16 protein-coding genes are annotated in these 18516 nt (G+C 64.8%); 7 read left to right on the forward strand and 9 right to left on the reverse strand.

The window, feature by feature from the left end; genetic code table 11:
* Positions 1 to 165: 165 nt before the first annotated feature.
* Positions 166 to 1347, forward strand: coding sequence for an efflux RND transporter periplasmic adaptor subunit (locus ACCD03_RS04180; RefSeq protein WP_413410943.1), 1182 nt, complete (start codon positions 166 to 168; stop codon positions 1345 to 1347).
* Between the two features lie 2 nt (positions 1348 to 1349).
* Positions 1350 to 4505 (forward strand): multidrug efflux RND transporter permease subunit, encoded by a 3156-nt coding sequence (locus ACCD03_RS04185; protein WP_413410944.1) that lies wholly within the window; start codon positions 1350 to 1352, stop codon positions 4503 to 4505.
* Between the two features lie 9 nt (positions 4506 to 4514).
* Here ACCD03_RS04185 and ACCD03_RS04190 read toward each other — a convergent pair whose 3' ends face one another.
* The 7 genes from ACCD03_RS04190 to ACCD03_RS04220 form a co-directional block, all read right to left on the reverse strand.
* A complete protein-coding gene (locus ACCD03_RS04190; protein ID WP_413410945.1) occupies positions 4515 to 5339 on the reverse strand; it encodes an alpha/beta hydrolase in 825 nt (274 codons plus the stop codon).
* Entirely contained in the window at positions 5336 to 6622 is a 1287-nt protein-coding gene (locus ACCD03_RS04195) for an MASE1 domain-containing protein (protein WP_413410947.1), read from the reverse strand. The genes ACCD03_RS04190 and ACCD03_RS04195 overlap by 4 nt, the downstream gene beginning before the upstream one ends.
* A gap of 90 nt (positions 6623 to 6712) precedes the next feature.
* The gene (locus tag ACCD03_RS04200) at positions 6713 to 7354 is read right to left on the reverse strand and encodes a glutathione S-transferase family protein (protein WP_413410948.1); all 642 of its coding nucleotides are present in this window, start codon (positions 7352 to 7354) and stop codon (positions 6713 to 6715) included.
* Between the two features lie 47 nt (positions 7355 to 7401).
* Positions 7402 to 8592: a PLP-dependent aminotransferase family protein gene (locus ACCD03_RS04205; protein ID WP_413410950.1), complete on the reverse strand. Its 1191-nt coding sequence runs from the start codon at positions 8590 to 8592 to the stop codon at positions 7402 to 7404.
* A gap of 141 nt (positions 8593 to 8733) precedes the next feature.
* Positions 8734 to 9204, reverse strand: a complete 471-nt coding sequence (locus ACCD03_RS04210) for a RidA family protein (RefSeq protein WP_004629056.1) — start codon at positions 9202 to 9204, stop codon at positions 8734 to 8736.
* A gap of 45 nt (positions 9205 to 9249) precedes the next feature.
* A complete protein-coding gene (locus tag ACCD03_RS04215) occupies positions 9250 to 10188 on the reverse strand; it encodes a DMT family transporter (RefSeq protein ID WP_413410951.1) in 939 nt (312 codons plus the stop codon).
* A 9-nt stretch (positions 10189 to 10197) separates the two neighbouring features.
* Complete coding sequence (locus tag ACCD03_RS04220; protein WP_413410952.1) at positions 10198 to 10917, reverse strand: alanyl-tRNA editing protein; 720 nt, start codon at positions 10915 to 10917, stop codon at positions 10198 to 10200.
* 53 nt (positions 10918 to 10970) lie between these two features.
* Between ACCD03_RS04220 and ACCD03_RS04225 the strand changes: the two genes are divergently transcribed.
* The 3 genes from ACCD03_RS04225 (at position 10971) to ACCD03_RS04235 (ending at position 15055) form a co-directional block, all read left to right on the forward strand.
* Positions 10971 to 12524: a PLP-dependent aminotransferase family protein gene (locus tag ACCD03_RS04225; RefSeq protein WP_413410953.1), complete on the forward strand. Its 1554-nt coding sequence runs from the start codon at positions 10971 to 10973 to the stop codon at positions 12522 to 12524.
* 102 nt (positions 12525 to 12626) lie between these two features.
* Positions 12627 to 14549: a molecular chaperone HtpG gene (gene htpG / locus ACCD03_RS04230; protein WP_413410983.1), complete on the forward strand. Its 1923-nt coding sequence runs from the start codon at positions 12627 to 12629 to the stop codon at positions 14547 to 14549.
* 8 nt (positions 14550 to 14557) lie between these two features.
* The gene (locus ACCD03_RS04235) at positions 14558 to 15055 is read left to right on the forward strand and encodes a DNA-deoxyinosine glycosylase (protein WP_413410954.1); all 498 of its coding nucleotides are present in this window, start codon (positions 14558 to 14560) and stop codon (positions 15053 to 15055) included.
* A 7-nt stretch (positions 15056 to 15062) separates the two neighbouring features.
* Here the strand turns inward: ACCD03_RS04235 and ACCD03_RS04240 are convergent, their stop codons facing one another.
* Positions 15063 to 15857: a type IV pili methyl-accepting chemotaxis transducer N-terminal domain-containing protein gene (locus ACCD03_RS04240; RefSeq protein WP_413410955.1), complete on the reverse strand. Its 795-nt coding sequence runs from the start codon at positions 15855 to 15857 to the stop codon at positions 15063 to 15065.
* A gap of 19 nt (positions 15858 to 15876) precedes the next feature.
* Entirely contained in the window at positions 15877 to 16608 is a 732-nt protein-coding gene (locus ACCD03_RS04245; protein WP_413410957.1) for a type IV pili methyl-accepting chemotaxis transducer N-terminal domain-containing protein, read from the reverse strand.
* A gap of 437 nt (positions 16609 to 17045) precedes the next feature.
* Between ACCD03_RS04245 and ACCD03_RS04250 the strand changes: the two genes are divergently transcribed.
* Together ACCD03_RS04250 and ACCD03_RS04255 are read left to right on the forward strand one after the other, a co-directional pair.
* A complete protein-coding gene (locus ACCD03_RS04250; protein ID WP_045204677.1) occupies positions 17046 to 17555 on the forward strand; it encodes a DUF1993 family protein in 510 nt (169 codons plus the stop codon).
* A 200-nt stretch (positions 17556 to 17755) separates the two neighbouring features.
* The gene (locus ACCD03_RS04255) at positions 17756 to 18514 is read left to right on the forward strand and encodes a tetratricopeptide repeat protein (RefSeq protein ID WP_316671792.1); all 759 of its coding nucleotides are present in this window, start codon (positions 17756 to 17758) and stop codon (positions 18512 to 18514) included.
* Positions 18515 to 18516 lie beyond the last annotated feature (2 nt).

Here is an 18516-nt window from a genome sequence, read left to right on the forward strand (position 1 = left end):
CAGCGCCAAGCAGAAGCAGGCCGGCCTGCGTACGCACGCAGCGCTTGCTTCGTAAGGTCTTGATCAGACTGGGAAATCAATCGGTCAGACTGCGGCGGATGTGCGTGCTAGCCTTCCGCTTCGCTTTTTCAAGACCTCGGGCGCGGTCGCGCCCAGCCCCCTCTCATGATGTTCTCTGTGTTGTTCCGTCGTTCCCGTTCGTCCCGGTGGTTGCTGTGCGCTTGCGCGCTGGCTGTGTTGCAGGCGTGCGGCAAGCATGCTGATGAGGCCGCCAAGCCGGCCGGCCCGCCAGAGGTCGAGTTTGCCGTTGCGCAACGCTCCGATGCGCCGCTGGTGACCGAACTGCCCGGCCGCCTGGAGCCGTATCGCACGGCGGAAGTGCGTGCGCGCGTCGACGGCATCGTCCTCAAGCGCGCCTACGACGAAGGCCAGGCGGTCAAGGCCGGCCAGGTGCTGTTTCGCATCGATCCGGCGCCGCTCAAGGCACAGGTGGACGCCGCGCAAGGGGCGCTTGCCCGCGCGCAGGCGCAACTCGCCATCGCCCGCGACAAGGCTGCGCGCTACAAGGAGCTGGCCGCCACGCGCGCCGTGAGCGAGCTGGAATACGCTGAAGCGCAGGCCGCCGAACGTCAGGCCGCAGCGGACGTGGTGTCGGGCCGCGCTGCGCTGGAAACTGCGCAACTGCGCCTGGGCTATGCCACCGTCACGGCCCCGATTGCTGGCCGCTCGCGCCGCGCGCAGGTCACCGAAGGTGCGCTGGTCAAGGAAGACGCTGCCACACCGCTCACCACCGTCGAGCAGATCGATCCGATCTATGTCGACTTTGCCCAGCCCGCCGCCGAGGTGCTCGCCTTGCAGCGCGCGCTCAAGAAGGGCCAAGCCGCTGCATTGAGCGGCCAGGACATCGGCGTGCAGGTCATCCTGAGCGATGGCGTGGCGTACGAGCGCCCGGGCAAGCTGCTGTTCTCCGATCTGGCGGTGGACCGCGCGACTGACAACGTCTCGATGCGCGCCGTGCTGCCCAACCCCGATGGCTTGCTGCTGCCCGGCATGTACGTGCGCGTGAAGCTCTCGCATGCCGTGCAGCAAAGCGCGGTGACGATTCCGAAGGGCGCGTTGCAGCGCGACCGCCACGGGGCGACGGTGTTTGTGGTGCAGGCAGACAACACGCTGGCGGCGCAGCCCGTGGCTGCGCAAACGTTGGCCGGCGACCAATGGCTGGTGACGAGCGGCCTGTCCGGTGGAGAACGCCTCGCCATTCCAGGCATGCAGACGCTGGAAGCCGGCATGGCGGTCAAGCCCGTGCCTGCGGCATCGCGCGCCGACACGAAGCCGAAGAAGGGCTGACCATGGCACGCTTCTTTATCGACCGCCCGGTCTTCGCCTGGGTGATTGCGCTGGCCATCATTCTGGCCGGCGTGCTCGCGCTGCCCAAGCTGCCGGTGGCGCAGTATCCGAACATCGCGCCGCCCAATGTCAGCATTTCGGCCAACTACCCGGGGGCGTCCGCGCGCACCGTGGAGAGCGCCGTGACCGCCATCATCGAGCGCGAGATGAACGGCGCGCCGGGGCTGCTGTACATGTCGTCGTCGTCCGACGCGGCGGGCAACGTGTCGATCAACCTGTCGTTCACGCAGGGCACGAGCCCCGATCTTGCAGCGGTGGAGGTGCAGAACCGGCTGAAGATCGTCGAGGAGCGCCTGCCTGAAGTCGTGCGCCGCAACGGCATCCGCATCGAGAAGGCGGCCGAGAACTACATGATGTATCTGTCGCTGACGGCCGAGCGCGGCCGCTTTGACGGCATCGACCTGGGCGACCTCGCCTCGTCTGACCTGATCCCGCAGTTGCGCCGCGTGCCGGGCGTCGGCACCGCGCAGTTGTTCGATGCGGAATACGCCATGCGCATCTGGCCCGATGCCGACAAGCTCACCGCATTGGGCCTCACCGCCGGTGACTTGAGCGATGCCGTGCGCCGCTACAACGCGCGCATCACCGTGGGTGAGATCGGCAGCGGAGCCGTGCCGGGCAGCGCGCCCATCAACGCGAGCGTCACCGGTGACGATGGGCTCACGACGCCGGACGCATTCGGCCAGATTCCTCTGCGTGCGGACGCGCAGGGTCGCATGGTGCTGCTGCGCGACGTGGCCCGCGTGGAACTGGGCGGCAGCGATTACCTGTACCTCTCGCGCATGAACGGCAAGCCGGCCACGACCATCGGCATCAAGCTCGCACCGGGCGCCAACGCCGTGGGTGTGGCCAAGCGCGTGCGAGCGGTGCTGGACCAAGCGCAGGCGCATTTCCCGCCAGGCGTGCGCTACGAGGTCGCGTACGACAGTTCGCGCTTTGTCGGCATTGCCATCGAACAGGTCGTCAAGACGCTGCTCGAAGCCGTGGTGCTGGTGTTCCTGGTGATGATGCTGTTCATGCAGAACCTGCGCGCGACGCTCATCCCGACGCTGGTCGTGCCGATCGCGCTGCTGGGTACGTTTGCGGTGATGCTGCCGATGGGCTTCTCCATCAACGTGCTGACGCTGTTCGGCCTGGTGCTTGCCATCGGCATCCTTGTCGACGATGCCATCGTGGTGGTGGAAAACGTCGAACGCGTGATGCACGAAGAAGGGCTCTCGCCGCGCGAGGCGACCGCTAAGGCGATGCGGCAGATCAGTGGGGCGATTGTCGGCATCTCGCTGGTGCTGACGGCGGTGTTCGTGCCGATGGCGTTCTTTGGCGGCGCGGTGGGCAACATCTACCGGCAGTTTTCGCTGTCGCTGGCGGTGTCGATGGTGTTCTCGGCATTCCTGGCGCTGACGCTCACGCCCGCGCTTTGCGCGACGCTGCTCAAGCCGGTGCAGTCAGGTCATGGTGCCGAGCGCAAAGGCTTCTTCGGCGCATTCAACCGGGGCTTTGCGCGGTTGACGTCACGCTACCAGAACGGTGTCGCCAAGCTGCTCAATCGCACGGGCCGCGCACTGGTGGCATATGGCGCGGTCATCGGCGTGGTGGTGTTGCTGTTCACGCAACTGCCGACGGCCTTTCTGCCGGAAGAAGATACCGGCGAATTCATGACCGTCGTCATGCTGCCGACTGGCGCCACCCAGGCGCAGACGCTCGACGTCGTGCGGCAGGCTGAGCAGCACTTCATGACGCAGGAGCCGGCCGTTGCGTCCACGCTGGCCATCACCGGGTTCAGCCTGTACGGCAACGGCCAGAACGCGGCCATGCTGTTCCTGACGCTCAAGGACTGGAAGCAGCGCAAGGGCGCCGACCAGCACGTCGATGCCGTGGTCGAACGCGCCAACGCGGCGTTCGGCAAGATCAAGGGCGCGATGGTCATGGCGATGAACTCGCCCGCGCTGCCGGAGTTGGGCAGCAAGCCCGGTTTTGACCTGCGTCTGCAAGACCGCAGCGGCGCCGGCTACGAGCGCCTCGCACAGGCGCGCGACCACATGCTGGCGGAGGCGGCAAAGCATCCCGCGCTGTCGGAAGTCACGTTTGCGGGCCAGGGCGATGCGCCTCAGGTTTTGATCGATGTGGACCGCAAGAAAGCCCTGTCGATGGGCGTATCGATTGAGGACATCAACCGCACGCTGGCCGTGATGTTCGGCTCCGACTACGCGGGCGATTTTGTCTACCGCAACCAGGTGCGCCGCGTGATCGTCCAGGCAGACGGCAAGCAGCGCGTCTCGGTCGAGCAGCTTGGCCGCATGCACGTGCGCAATGCAGCAGGGGCCATGGTGCCGCTTTCCGCATTCACCACCACCAAGTGGATCGTCGGGCCGCTCAAGCTGGATCGCTACAACGGCTTTCCGGCCATGACGATCACCGGCTCGCCGGCACCCGGTCACAGCTCCGGCGAGGCCATGGCGGCGATGGAGTCGATTGCCCGCAGCCTGCCTGAGGGCTTTGGCTACGAGTGGACGGGGCAGTCGTTCGAAGAGCGTCTGTCGGGTGCGCAGGCGCCGGCGCTGTTTGCGTTGTCGATCCTCGTCGTGTTCTTGTGTCTGGCCGCGCTGTACGAAAGCTGGTCGATTCCGCTGGCCGTCATGCTTGTGGTGCCGCTGGGCGTGTTGGGCGCGCTACTGGGTGCAACGCTGCGCTTTCTGCCCAATGACATCTACTTCAAGGTGGGGCTCATTGCCACAATCGGCCTGTCGGCCAAGAACGCGATCCTGATCATCGAAGTGGCCAAGGATCTGGTGGCGCAGGGCATGGGCTTGATCGACGCCACGCTGGAGGCAGCGCGCCTGCGCTTCCGGCCGATCGTGATGACTTCGCTGGCGTTTGCGTTTGGCGTCGTTCCGCTGGCGATTGCGAGCGGCGCTGCATCGGCCAGCCAACGCGCCATTGGCACGGGCGTGCTGGGCGGGATCATCACGGCGACAGTGCTGGCGGTGTTTCTGGTGCCGGTGTTCTTTGTGGTGGTGCGGGGCGTGTTCAAGGGCAGCGAGCGGCAGCGCCGGCTGGACGCGGCGCACGAGCACGAAAGCGTGGGGCCTGCTGCCTGATCGGCCCGATCACTCCGCGGTGGCTGGGCTCTTGCGCCTGGCTACCGCCGGGCCGAAACCGAAAAAGCCGAGGACCTCTGCGGCCACCTGATCGCGGTCGTTGTCTACGCAGATCATGTGGTAGCTGTTTTCCAGCACCACGCTGCGCACGTGGGGCAGGGTTGCCTGCAGCGTTTCGGCGGAGCGCAGGCTGGTGAGTTCGTCTTCGCGTGAATGGATCACCAGCGTCTGGCACTGCGTATCGGGCGCCCCGGCCAGCGCCCAGCGTCGTAGCCGATCCACCTGCCGAATGCATGCGAGTGGCACCCAGGGGTAGTGGAAGCTGTCGCCGCGTGCGAGCTTGGCTTTGATGATCCGCCGCAACAGCGGGTTCTTGATGCCGAACGGCTCGTCTTCTTCCACGCGCATGCGCGCGGCCATGCCCGGGATGCGATACACCGCGTAGCGCAGATTCCGATACCACGGCGTCGACCAGCCATCGATATGAATGGGCGTGGCGAGTAGCGCCAGCCTGTCTTGCGGGCGCGCACTGCCATGCCGAACGCGGTGCGCCAGCACCAGCGCGAGCAATGCGCCCATGCACATCCCCGCGATATGCACGGTGTCGTGCTCTGCGACGAGCTGCTCATACGTTTGCGTGAGCGTGTCAAGCCACGCTTCGGCGGGCATGTGGATGAGGTCTTCGGGGCGCGTACCGTGGCCGGGCAAGGTCGGCACGTGCGTGATGGCGCCAGCGCTGCGCAGCGCTTTCTGCAGCACGCCCAGGTCGTAGGCCGTGCCGCCCAGGCCATGGATTAGCAGCACAGCCGTGCTGCCGGACGCCGATTGGGTCACAGTGCGGTCTCGACCGACCAGGTACCGGTTACGAGCGCGGTGTTGCCGACGGCGTCCGTCAGTGGGCCACCGGTATCCACCACGGTGTGCAGCGTGCCGTCGCGCGCGGTGATGCGCAGCGTCTGGCGGCGTGCGGGCGTTGCGGCCTCGTCTTCCAGTGCGGCTGCCCCGAACCAGCGCGCACGCAACGCATCACGGTCATCCGGATGCACCAGTTGCAGCACGGTCGAGATCGACGCCATGCTCGCCGGTTCGTGTCCGAACACGAGAGCGACGTCGCCGCCCCAGTCGATGCGGCCGCTGGCGGGGTCGATGGTGTAGACGAGCTGGCCCGACGCCGCCAACGCCAGTTCCACGCGGTTCTGCCACTGCGCGCTTTGCTCGTGCAGTTGTTCGCGCGTGGTCTTGAGCGCGCTCACCAGCAGCACCAGCAGCGCGGCAATGCCCAGGTACAGCTGCGCTTCCAGCAGCGACTGGCCATAGTGATGATCCAGCACGGCGAAGGGGCCGTCACCCTCAGCGGTTTGCGTGAGCGCCACCAGCGTGAGCAGCAGCACCGCCATCGAGCCACCGCGTCCACCCCACATCAGCGCCACCACCACGGCAAAGAACAACGGGACGTACGTCAGTGCAAAGCCAATTCCGTCGCCAAATTTGGCATCGCTGTTGCCATCGAAGATGACGTACGCCGACAGCGCCAGCGCAACGACGGCCGCCAGACCGAGCACGAAATCCGTGCGGTCCGTGCCGCCCGAGCGGAACGCGCGAAAGCGCGACCATGCCGCCAGTACCGGCGTGACGATCAGCACGCCCAGGAAATCCGACGCCGCCCAGATGCGCAGCACGTGCCCGAACGAGCCGCCTTGCGACCACGCAAACCATGCCGCCCCGAACAGCGCCCCCAGCAGCGCACTGACCGCGCCCGCCACCAGCATCGCGCGTACGAAGTAAAGCCCTTCAAGCGGCACGCGCGCCAGCCGCACCAGCGCCACGGCCAGCGCGGCGCTGCCCGCTTCGTCGAGCACAAAGAGCATCGCGTGGGCCGGGTTGGTGTGTTCGATCGCGGCCAGCGCCAGTTGCGCTACGGCAAACGCTGCGCCCAGGCCCGGCCATTCGCGGTACGGCCGCAGCATGAACGCGGCCATCGTCACGCCCGCCGGCAGCCAGATGTAGCCCGTCATGTCGACCGGTCCATTCAGCCGGTGCGACACGATGGCGGCAACCAGGTAAAGCGCGCCCCACAGGATCGTGGCGACGGTGGTGGAAGGTCGGTTCAATGGCATCCGGGTTTCCCTCGGTGAAAACAAAAAACCGCGCCGGCGTAGGTGCCGTGCGCGGTTGGTGATGCTACCGCAATCGGTTTTGCGGCGGGCTTAGACCACCGGCAGCGCCAGGACTTCCCGCGCGGCCCGGCGGTCGCGCAGTTCGGCCATCCAACGTTCGAGGTTCGGCCGCGCGGGGCGCTCCATCGGCAAGCCTAGCCAGCGGTGCGTGGCACAGCCGCACACGATGTCGGCCATGGTGAAACGCTGGCCGGCCACGTAGGGCAGCTTGGCTAACACGGCTTCGAGGATGGCCGTGCTGCGCTCCGCGGCCTGGCGCGAGCGTTCAATGCGCGCGGCGTCGCGCTGGTCTTCCGGCGTGCGTACGAGCTGCAGGAACGCATCCACCATCGACGGGCTGTATGACGTGGCTTGCCAATCCATCCAGCGGTCGGCATCGGCGCGCTCGTGAAGTTCGAGCGGGTAGAGGTTGCCCGGGCCGTAGCGTGCCGAGAGATAGCGCACGATGGCGTTGGATTCCCACAGCACGAAACGGGTGTCGCCGGAATCGTTCAGGCCGTCTTCGATGACCGGGATCATGCCGTTCGGGTTCATCGCCTTGAATTCCGGTGTGTCGACACCGCCAAAGGCGCCGCCGACGTCGATGCGCTCATGGTCCAGCGACAGCTCATGCGCGCACCAGACGACCTTCTGAACGTTGACCGAAGAGAGTCTTCCCCAGATCCGCAGCATCGACGACGGCTCCTTTCTTGAATGGATGGAATGGATTGTTATGTAATTTAGGCGGCCTTGGGCGTGAGCGCTGCGATTTCCGTGCGGATCAACTCGCCCAGCACGGCAATGCCTTGCTCGATGCGCTCCGGTGCCACCGTCACGAACGCCAGCCGCAGGGTATTGCGACGCGGCGCATTGGCATAGAACGGCGCGCCCGGCACGAAGGCTACGTTGCGCGCGACGGCCTTTTCCAGCAGCGCCATCGTGTCGATGCCTTCCGGCACCTCAACCCAGATGAACATGCCGCCTTCCGGACGATTCCAATGCACACCGGCCGGCATATGGCGCGTGAGCGAGTCGAGCATCGCTTCGCACTGCTTGCCATAGAGGTCTCGAATGCTCGGGATGTGCGTATCGAGCAGACCGGTCTTCAGCACCTCGTACGCCACGCGCTGCGTGAAGCTGGGCGTGTGCAGATCCGATGCCTGCTTGGCCTGCACGAGTTTGAAGTGGATGTGTTCGGGCGCGATGATGTAACCCAGGCGCATGCCCGGCGCCAGGATCTTCGAGAACGAGCCCATGTAGATCACGCCGTCCGGATTGAGCGAGCGCAGCGACGGCAGGGCGTCGCCGGTGTAGCTCAGCTCGCCGTACGGATCGTCTTCCACGAGCAGCACGCCGAGTTCTTTCGCGCGGGCCACCAGGGCTTGGCGGCGGTCCAGCGGCAGGCGGCGGCCGGTCGGATTCTGGAAGTTCGGGATCGTGTAGAAGAAGCGGGCGCCGGCAGCCAGCTCTGGCGTGAGCGCGTCCGGCAGCAGGCCTTTGTCATCGGTGGCGATGGACGTATAAGTCGGCTCAAACAGCGAGAACGCCTGCAGGGCGCCCAGGTACGTCGGCGTTTCGACCAGCACCTTGCTTTGCGGGTCGATGAAGATCTTGCCGAGCAGGTCCAGCCCTTGCTGCGAGCCCGTGGTGATCAGCACGCGCGAAGCGGTCGCGCCATGACGCTGGGCGATCCACTCACGCAGCACCGACAGGCCTTCGGTGGGCGTGTACTGCAGCGAGGCCTGCGGGTTGTCGGCAAACATGCGGTCGCACGCCGCCTGAATCGCTTCGACCGGGAAGGTGACGGGGGCGGGCAGGCCACCGGCAAACGAAATGACCTCAGGACGTTCGGTGATCTTGAGGATTTCCCGGATCGCCGAGCTGGTCAGTTTCTGAGCGCGGCTGGAGAAGGTGCAGGCGGTGTGGTCCATTGTGTGGTCCTAGTGTTGCGGCGCCCACCTCGTGAGCGGGTGCCGTGGGTGGGCAAAGCGAAAAGAATAGCAGGCAACCGGCCCATCCAACATTGGGCCGTCACCTTAGAGACTGCGGGAAAAAAGCGTCGCTCAGGTCGCTCAGGCGACTTCGGCAATCAGTTCGATCTCGACGCACGCGCCGAACGGAATCTGTGCGACGCCGAAGGCGCTGCGGGCATGCTTGCCGGCGTCGCCAAACACGTCGGCGAACAGTTCCGATGCGCCGTTGGTCACCAGGTGTTGCTCGGTGAATTCCTGGGTGGAGTTCACCAGGCTCATCACCTTGACGATGCGCTTGACGCGGCTGAGGTCACCGCCCAGGTGCGTGTTCAGCGTGGCGATCAGGTCGATGGCGATGGCCCGTGCTGCGGCCTTGCCTTGCTCGGTGGTCATGTCGGCGCCGAGCTTGCCAACCCAGGGCTTGCCGTCTTTCTTGGCGATGTGGCCGGACAGAAAGACCTGATTGCCGGTTTGTGCGGCCATGACGTAGGCGGCAGCGGGGGCGCCAGCGGCGGGCAGTTCGATGCCGAGTTGCTTGAGCTTGGCCTGTGCGTCGTGCGAGGCGGTCATGAAGACTCCTTGGTGAGTGCGGTAAACAAAAGAGGGAAGACGTTGCTATCGGCGTACCGACGTTCGCCGGCCGATGCCGACCACGGCAATCACAGCCAACGCAAACAGCACGGTAGGCGCGTCCAGCGATTCGCCCAGCAGCAGCCAGCCGCCTATCAACGTCATGAAAGGTTGCAGCAATTGTATCTGGCCGACCCGCGCAACACCGCCTGCCGCCAGGCCGGAGTACCAGAACAGGAAACCGATGAACATGGAGAAGGCCGACACGTAAGCCAGCCCGATCCAGGCGCGGGACGACGCATGCGCCAGCGCTTCGGCCTGATGTGTCGACGGCAGCCACGCCAGCGCGCCCACCAGCGGCAGCAGCACGGGCAGCGAGACGACCAGCGCCCAGGCAATCGTCTGCGTGCCGCCCAGCTGGCGCGCGAGCTTGCCGCCGGTGGCATAGCCGAGGGCGCCCGTCACCATCGCGGCGAAAAGCAGCCAATCGGCGCGGTGCAGCGTGCCGGCACCTTGCAGCAGCGCAAATGAAACGACGAGCACACTGCCCACCATTGCGCAGAGCCAGAACCCTGCGGACGGCCGCTCGCGCCCGAACCAGGCAGCAAAGATGGCGGTCGCAAGCGGCAGCAGGCCGGTGATGATGGCGCCATGGGCCGCCGGCACATCGCGCATCGCCAGCGATGAAAACAGCGGAAAACCCACCACCACGCCCAGCGCCGTCACCGCAAGTTGCCACCATTGATTGCCGCGCGGGCGTTTGGCGGCGGAGAACGCCCCCGTGGCCGCCAGCATGGCCAGCGCCAGCACACTTGCCAGCACCGCGCGCGCTAGCGCCACGAAGGTGGCATCCAGCTCGGCGACGGCCATGCGCGTGAACGGCAGCGTCTGGCTGAAGATGGCCACGCCGACGAAGCCGAGCAGCAGGCCCCGGCGTTCAGCGTGGTCAATGTGTGCAATGGGCAGGGCGGCGGATTTGTTCATGGCGGCCGCTCAATCTGCAAACGCCACAGCCACGCGTCGGTTCTGGCGGCTCTTCTTTTCGATCTTGGTGACGACAACGCGGCCGATTTCTCCGGTGGCGCGCACATGGGTGCCGCCGCAGGGCTGGCGGTCGATGCCGTCGATGTGGATGATGCGGATGGCCGATGCGCCCGCCGGCGGTGCCGCGCCGATGGTGCGCACGAGTTCGGGCTGCGCGGCCAGTTCTTCTGGCGTGATCAGATCGATGCGCACCGGCGTGTTGCGGCCGATGAGTTCATTCAGTTGCGTGGTGAGGGTGTCGCGGTCGAGCGTCGATTCGGGCAGGTCGAAATCGATGCGGCCGGCGTCTGGCGAGATGCCGCAGCCCGTGACCGGCACGGGAATCAGCGAGCCCAGCAGGTGCAGGCATGTATGCAGCCGCATCAGCCGGTGGCGGCGCTCCCAGTCGATGGCGGCGGTGACGGGCGTGCCGGGCACGAGCAGCGTGAGGCCAGCGTTGTCGGCGGGCACATGCAGGACGGTTTGGCGATCGGGGCTGTAGACGGTGTCGGCAATCGCGATGGCTTGCCCATCGGCCAGGGTGAGCGTGCCGGTGTCGCCGGCCTGGCCACCGCTGCGGGCGTAGAACACCGTTGCGTCCAGCTCGATGCCCTCCGGATGCACGGCGACGATGGTGGCGTCGCAGGTGGCGCGGTAGGCGTCTTCGTCAAAACGTTTCAACGTGGGCATGTGATGTCTCCGGTTCGCTGTAGGCGGAATTCTGACCTTGATGCTACCGAACTGTGTCTGTACAGTACCTGTACACTTTGTCGTGGCGCTTTCTGTACAGTTTTCAGCCCGCTTCCGCCTACCTCGTCATGAATTCCACCTCCCATATCATCAGCCTGGATGCCCGCCGCGCCGCTGCCCGCCCGGCGGCGGAGCAGTTGCCGGATCCGATTCCGTCGGCGCAGATGACGCTGGTGGACCAGCTCACCGAATGGGCGCGCATGCGCATTGACGAGCGGGTGTTTCGCGCGGGCATGCGCATGCCGTCGATCCGGCAACTGGCGCAGGAGAAGAGCATTTCCCGGTTTACCGTGGTGGAGGCGTACGAGCGGCTGGTGGCGCAGGGGTATCTGGAATCGCGCCGGGGCTCGGGCTTCTATGTGAAGGAGCGCCACACGCCGCTGCCCGAAGAGCCAGTCGCGCCGCCGCCCACCGCCGCCCGCAAGATCGACGTGACCTGGCTGCTGCGGAACATGTTCCATTCTGCCGAGCCGCGCAAGGCGCCGGGTGTGGGCTTCTTGCCCAACGAGTGGCTGGACGGCGAGCTGATCGCCAACGCGCTGCGCTCGCTGGGGCGACTGAACGGCAACCAATTTCTGTCGCTGGGCACGCCGCAGGGCTTCTTGCCGCTGCGCCAGCAACTGCAAACACGGCTGGCCGAGCTGGAGATTGGTGCGCGACCCGAACAGATCGTGGTGACCTCGGGGATCACGGCCTCACTTGACCTGATTGCGCGTCAGTATGTGCAGCCGGGCGACACGGTGCTCGTGGGCGATCCGGCATGGTTTCTGATGTTCGGCCGTTTTGCCGCGCAGGGTGCGCAGGTGATCGGTGTGCCCTACACCACCGAGGGGCCGGACTTGGTCGCGCTGGAAGGGTTGGTACAGGCGCGTCGCCCCAAGCTGCTGGTCATCAACTCGATCCTGCACAACCCGACCGGTACGTCGCTCTCGGCTGCCAAGGCATTCCAGTTGTTGCGGTTGGCCGAGCAGTACGGCTTTCTGATCGTTGAAGACGACATTTATGGCGATCTTGCACCGCCCGGTTATCAGGCGACGCGGCTTGCAAGCCTGGATCAGTTACGCCGGGTGATTTATCTGAACAGCTTTTCCAAAACGCTGGCGGTGAACTTGCGCGTGGGTTTCATTGCCTGCCACCCGGAACTGGCCAAGAACCTGACCGATGCCAAGCTGTTGACAGGGTTTGCTACGCCCGAGATCAACGAACGCGTGCTCTACAAGATCCTCACCGAAGGCCAGTATCGCAAGCACGTCGAACGCGTGCGCGGCCGCCTGGACCGTGCGCGCGATGCCGTTCAGCGGAACCTCGAGCGCATGGGCCTGAAGCTGTTTGCGCAGCAGGGCGCGGGCATGTTCCTTTGGGCCGATACCGGGCAGGACACCAATGCCATCGCGCGCGCCGGGCATGAGCACGGCTATGTGTTTGCGCCTGGGAGCCTGTTTTCGCCGTCGCAGATGCCGTCGACTTGGATGCGCTTCAACATTGCGACCAGCACGGACCCGGACTTGCTCCGGTTCCTGGCGGAACAGCTCGAACGCGGGGCTTGAAAACGGGGCGCCACGCCACATCTAGCTTCACAAATTCATGCGGGCGCACGCGCAAGGTGTAGCCCGCTTCTCTTTCCACTTTCCAGACTTTTTATGCACACCATGAGCGCACCGCACGAGAAGATGGCTTTCCAGGCAGAAGTGAAGCAGCTTCTGCACCTGATGATCCACTCGCTGTACAGCAACAAGGAAATCTTCCTGCGGGAGCTGGTTTCCAATGCGTCAGATGCGGTGGACAAGCTGCGCTTTGAGGGCATCGCCAACCCGTCGCTTCTCGAAGGCGGTGGCGAGCTGGGCATCCGCATCGGTTTTGATGCCGCCGCGCGCACCATCACGATTGCCGACAACGGTATCGGCATGAGCCGCGATGAAGCCATCCGCAACCTTGGCACCATCGCCCGCTCGGGCACGCGCGAGTTCTTCAGCCAGCTTTCGGGCGACCAGCAAAAGGATGCCGCGCTGATCGGCCAGTTTGGCGTGGGCTTCTACTCGGCGTTCATCGTGGCCGATCGCGTGACGGTGGAATCGCGCCGCGCTGGCGTAGCCGCCAATGAAGGCGTGCGCTGGGAAAGCACCGGCGACGGCGAGTTCACCGTCGACACCATCGAACGCGCCGAGCGCGGCACCACCATCACGCTGCACCTGCGCGAGGGCGAGGACGATTTCCTCTCCGCCTGGCGCGTGAAGTCGGTCGTGCAGAAGTATTCGGACCACATCTCCCTGCCGATCCAGATGCGCAAGGAAGCGTGGGACGAAGAGAGGAAAACGATGGTGCCCCAGGACGAATGGGAAACCATCAACCAGGGCAGCGCGCTGTGGGCACGCCCGCGTGCGGACGTGACCGATGATCAGTACATCGCCTTCTACCAGCACATCGCCCACGAAAACGGCAAGCCGCTCGCATGGACGCACAACCGCGTGGAAGGCCGCAGCGAATACACGCAACTGCTGTACATCCCGACCAACGCGCCGTTCGACCTGTGGGACCGCGAGCGCCGCAGCGGCCTGAAGCTGTACGTCAAGCGCGTCTTCATCATGGACGACGCCGAGCAACTTCTGCCCGGCTACCAGCGCTTCGTGAAGGGCGTGATCGATTCGGCCGATTTGCCGCTGAACGTCTCGCGCGAAATCCTGCAGGAAAGCCGCGATGTGAAGGCCATCCGGGAAGGCTCCACCAAGCGCGTGCTGGGCATGCTCGAATCGATGGCCGAGTCGGATGACGCGGCCGAGAAGGAAAAGTACGCCACGTTCTGGCAGAACTTCGGCCAGGTGCTCAAGGAAGGTATCGGCGAAGACCACGCCAACAAGGACCGCATTGCCAAGCTGCTGCGCTTTGCTTCCACGCACAACGAAGACAGCGCCCAGACCGTTTCGCTGGCGGATTACATCGGCCGCATGAAGGAAGGCCAAGACAAGATCTACTATGTGACGGCCGAAAACTGGACGGCTGCCAAGTCGAGCCCGCATCTGGAAATCTTCCGCAAGAAGGGCGTGGAAGTGCTGCTGCTGACCGACCGCGTGGACGAGTGGATGCTCTCGTTCCTGCACGACTTCGAAGAGAAGGAACTGGTGTCGGTGGCGCGTGGCGATCTCGATCTGGGCGCGATGGAAGACGAGGCCGAGAAGGCCGAGCACGCCAAGGTGGAGGGCGAGTTCAAGCCGCTGGTTGAGCGTGCCAAGGCGGTGCTGGGCGACAAGGCCAAGGACGTGCGCATCACGCATCGCCTGACCGATTCGCCGTCGTGCCTCGTGGCCGATGAGGGCGACATCAGCGGCACGCTGGCACGTCTGCTCAAGCAGGCGGGCCAACAAGCGCCCGACAGCAAGCCGGTGCTGGAGCTGAACCCGACGCACCCGCTCGTGCGCAAGCTCGCGCTGCTGGAAACCGTGACCGGCAACGAAGCCGATCGCGCCGCGTTTGAAGATCGCCTGCACGTGCTGTTCGATCAGGCACTCTTGGCCGAGGGTGGCGCATTGGCCGACCCGGCAGCCTACGTGCAACGCGTGAACCGCTTGCTGGCCTGACGACCCGCGTGACGCTCAAGCGATGCTTTCCGCCTGTGGTCGACGCGCACACGCGCGTGCTGATCCTGGGCAGCCTCCCCGGCGAAGCATCGCTTGCGCAATCGCAGTACTACGCTTACAAGCACAACCAGTTCTGGCGCCTGGCCGGTGAGGTAATCGGCCAGGACCTGCCAGACATGGAATACGCCGCACGCTTGAAGGCGCTGCTCGCGCATCGCATCGGCTTGTGGGATGTGGTGGCGGAGGCCAAGCGAGAAGGCAGTCTCGACAGCAAGATTCGCGACCATGCTGGAAATGATCTGGCCAGCCTCATTGCTTCACTACCCGAGCTGGCGGTGATCGCCTTTAACGGCGGCACCGCCGCGCGCATGGGTGTGAAGGCACTGGGCGACATCGGCGATCAGCACACCATCCTCAAACTCCCTTCCAGCAGTCCTGCTTATGCAGCCGTCCCGTACGCCCAAAAGTTGGTGGCGTGGCAAGCGCTGCGTGAGTGGCTGTCGTAGCGCTCTGCTACTTGGCCAGCCCCTCGTACAGGCCGGTCACGTCATCCATCACCTCAAGAATGCGCTCGCTGGTTGTAGCAACGTTGCGCAACTGCTCTGCGCGCGTGCCTTCGGTCTGTTTGAGTGCTTCGGCAAAGAACAGCCACTGCGTGCTGGCGAGTTGCAGTTCACTGTTGATCGCCCCGGAGTTCTGTGGCGCAGAAGCCAGGAATGCTTGAGCGGCCGTAAATTCCTTCATTGCCGAATCGAGATCCTGCGTCATCTGCGCAGAGGTAATGTCCCACGCACGGAACATGCTCAGCTTGGCAATGCGCTGCGAAAGCATCCGCTGACGGCCGGCCACGTTGATCAGCTTGCCCGTTGACGTGGCCGATTGTTTCTCCAGCAGCACCGTGCCCTGTTGCGCGAGCTTCAGCACGTCGTCGCTGGCTTGGGCGATCTTCCTCGCGTTGTCGATGTTGGGCTCGCTGGCTGTCAGCAACTGCCTGTAGACGAGCCATGTCTGTTCAAGTTTGGCGTAGGTGTCCTTGATCTCGGGTGTGGGCGCGAATGCCTTCAACTCCGTAAGCTGCCGATCAAAGAGCGCGACGGACTGCTCGAGAATCTTCTTCGATCGCTCGACCTCCACGCCCAGGCCGATCTGGCAATACGCCTTGGCCATGCGCTGCGACAGCATGCGCTGGCGGCCCGCCTTATTGATGGCTGAGTTGATCGTCAGCGGTTGCGCGCACGCGCTCCCCATCAGCCCCGACAGCAGGGCGGAGCACACAAGCAAGCGGATGAATTGCAGGTAGGGTTTCAAGCGGTTCTCCGTCTCATGATCAACGCAGCGACATGTGCCCGAACGTTCGCGATGCCGGCGTCGATGGCCGGCGCGTGTCGGCACCGGGCTGCGCGGCATCGTCGGTTCCGACGACATTGCGGATCAACTGGTCCATCTCCTGGATGATGTCCGCGAGCACCGTAGTGATCACTGAGAACTCGCGCCCATATGGGCCCGCTCTTGCGGCCGAGACGCGCGCGTTCATGGCGACGATGTTGGCCTGCATCGAGATGCGTCCGAGGTGCGCGGCGATTTCTGCCTGACGCTTGCGCAGCGCGACTTCGCACACGTGCATCTCTTCTTGATAGGCCTGTGTGATGGTCTGCAGGAGTTCTAGCATGGGCGTGGCTTGCGCCACGATGGCATCGAGAGACGTGTTGCGTTGGGTCGTGCTGGTCGACAAGGCATCGATGCCGCTTTTGACCAGTACGATGAACTCGCGGACACGTGCATCACCACGCAGCTTGCCGAAGTAGAGCTGACGCAGCGCTTCCGAGAATGCCCCGGGCAGGCGTGCATTGCCCTCGACAAGATCGGTGTGTGCCGACGCGAATGTCGCCAAGCATGACCGTGCGATGTCGAGCGCGGCGGCGTGACCTTGCGCGGCCAACACCATTTGCAGCACGATCCGTTGCGACAGCATGCGTTGCCGTCCGGACAGGTTGATCAGCTCGCCAATGGTCTCGACGGACACATCGGCCCCAGAAGCCGGGGTGGAGGAAGCGTTCATGTCATTGCCTTGGTGGTGGTGCCGACGGCTGATGCCGCGTGTCGGCCAAAAAAAAAGCGCTCCGAAGCGAGCTGGCGACGCACCGGTTGCCCGGGTCGTGCCGTGTCGCCTCGGAGCGCCGTTGCCCCGGACGCCCCCCTGCGGAGCGTGTCATTGCGATGTGCCAAGGTGTATCAAGGCCGCCGTTGGCCTTGTCCTTGCCCATGCAATAGCCATGCCACGCGAGAGATGCGGGCGGCCCCGTCGATCAGCACACGTCAAGAGCGTCCGCCGCACTAATCTCGTGCCAAATGCCTCATGACGAGGCGTGCGCGTGCGTCATGCAGCGGCGGAGTCGCTGGCCTACACTGTGCCCCTGCGCAAAGGAGCGCGGCGCCGGCGGATCTTGCAGAAGATCCTCGGCGGCCCCAACGATGCATACCAAGGAAATCACTTCCATGACCACACCTTCGATGTACGAGTTTCTGGTCCCGACCGTGAACCGCATGCTGGGTAACCTGTCGGACCTGCTCGACAAGGCGGCTGCCTACGCAGAAGCGAAGAAGTTCGACCCGGCCAATCTGATGACCGCGCGTCTGGCGCCGGACATGCATCCGTTCACGCGGCAGGTGCAGATTGCCTGTGACCAGGCCAAGGGCGGTGCGGCGCGTCTGTCTGGCAACGAGGTGCCGTCGTACCCGGATGTGGAGACGACCATTCCAGAGCTGAAGGCGCGCATTGCCAAGACGCTGGAGTTCGTCAACAGCATCGACCCTGCTGCGTTCGCCGGCAGCGAAGATCGCCAGATCACGCTCAAGAGCCCGACGCGCGAGCTGCAGTTCACGGGCATCGACTACCTGCGTGGCTTCGTGCTGCCGAACCTGTATTTCCACGTCACCACCGCTTACGCGCTGCTGCGCCATAACGGTGTGGAGATCGGCAAGATGGATTTTCTCGGTCGCCCCTAAGAAGCGCCTGGCTTCAAAGACAACGCCGGCTGCCTGACGACAGGCACCGGCGGTTATTGATGGGGCAGCTCCATGCGCGTTCGGGGGTGTCAATGCGCAAACGTTAAGGGCGCGTCACACCCCCGCCGCAGCGCATCTGTCACAATCGCGCCCGTGGCCGACGCGGGGGGCGTCGGTGCATTTCACTATCGGGCCTTCACATGCCGTTTCTCGGAATCGGGTTTCACGTCATCGTCGCGCTGTTCTTTGCGGTGCATGTTGTGCGCAACAACCAGAACATGTACTGGTTGTTCATCCTCTTTGCGTTTCCATTGCTGGGCAGCGTGGTGTATTTCTTCGCCATCTATCTGCCCGAGATGCGCCACTCGCGCGGCGCACGTGTTGCCAGCCGCGCGGTGACGCAACTGATCGACCCAAACCGTGCCGTGCGCGAAGCGCGCAACGATTTCGACCGTGCGCCAACCGTGCAACACCGCCTGCGCTTGGGCGAAGCGCTGCTGGACGCCGGCGATGCCAAGGAGGCGCGCGAGCATTTCGAGCAGGCGGCTACGGGCCCGTTTGCCGGCGACCCGGCCGTTCTGCTGGGTTTGGCCCGCGCGCAGTTCGCCACGGGCGATGCGGCACTTGCCAAGGGCACGCTCGACAAACTGTTCGAAGCGCATCGCGTGACGCGCCAGCAACCCGAGCCGACATTGCTGTACGCGCGCGCATTGGCCGCGACAAATGCACCGAATACGCGCGAGGCATTCGAGCAAGCCCTGACCTGTGCGAACGATGCGGCTGCCCGTTGCCTCTTCGGCGAATGGCTGCTCGCGCAGAACAACGCCGCCGACAAGCAGCGCGCGCAGGCCCTGTTTGAAGAGATTCTGCGCGACGCCAAGCACTGGACGCGCTATGCCAAAGACCACAATCGCGAGTGGTTGCAGCGTGCTGCTGCCGCTCAGTCTTCTTCCCGTTGATC

This window comes from Ralstonia sp. Ralssp135 (assembly GCF_047304345.1).
GTDB classification, from domain to species: Bacteria; Pseudomonadota; Gammaproteobacteria; order Burkholderiales; family Burkholderiaceae; genus Ralstonia; species Ralstonia chuxiongensis.

Excerpts from the sequence above, each read along its gene's own strand:
- ACCD03_RS04195 (WP_413410947.1), bottom strand. The coding sequence starts at position 6,622 with ATGCCATTGAACCGACCTTCCACCACCGTCGCCACGATCCTGTGGGGC.
- ACCD03_RS04255 (WP_316671792.1), top strand. The coding sequence starts at position 17,756 with ATGCCGTTTCTCGGAATCGGGTTTCACGTCATCGTCGCGCTGTTCTTT.
- ACCD03_RS04200 (WP_413410948.1), bottom strand. The coding sequence starts at position 7,354 with ATGCTGCGGATCTGGGGAAGACTCTCTTCGGTCAACGTTCAGAAGGTC.
- ACCD03_RS04250 (WP_045204677.1), top strand. The coding sequence starts at position 17,046 with ATGACCACACCTTCGATGTACGAGTTTCTGGTCCCGACCGTGAACCGC.
- htpG (WP_413410983.1), top strand. The coding sequence starts at position 12,627 with ATGAGCGCACCGCACGAGAAGATGGCTTTCCAGGCAGAAGTGAAGCAG.
- ACCD03_RS04245 (WP_413410957.1), bottom strand. The coding sequence starts at position 16,608 with ATGAACGCTTCCTCCACCCCGGCTTCTGGGGCCGATGTGTCCGTCGAG.
- ACCD03_RS04210 (WP_004629056.1), bottom strand. The coding sequence starts at position 9,204 with ATGACCGCCTCGCACGACGCACAGGCCAAGCTCAAGCAACTCGGCATC.
- ACCD03_RS04220 (WP_413410952.1), bottom strand. The coding sequence starts at position 10,917 with ATGCCCACGTTGAAACGTTTTGACGAAGACGCCTACCGCGCCACCTGC.
- ACCD03_RS04185 (WP_413410944.1), top strand. The coding sequence starts at position 1,350 with ATGGCACGCTTCTTTATCGACCGCCCGGTCTTCGCCTGGGTGATTGCG.
- ACCD03_RS04215 (WP_413410951.1), bottom strand. The coding sequence starts at position 10,188 with ATGAACAAATCCGCCGCCCTGCCCATTGCACACATTGACCACGCTGAA.
- ACCD03_RS04180 (WP_413410943.1), top strand. The coding sequence starts at position 166 with ATGATGTTCTCTGTGTTGTTCCGTCGTTCCCGTTCGTCCCGGTGGTTG.
- ACCD03_RS04205 (WP_413410950.1), bottom strand. The coding sequence starts at position 8,592 with ATGGACCACACCGCCTGCACCTTCTCCAGCCGCGCTCAGAAACTGACC.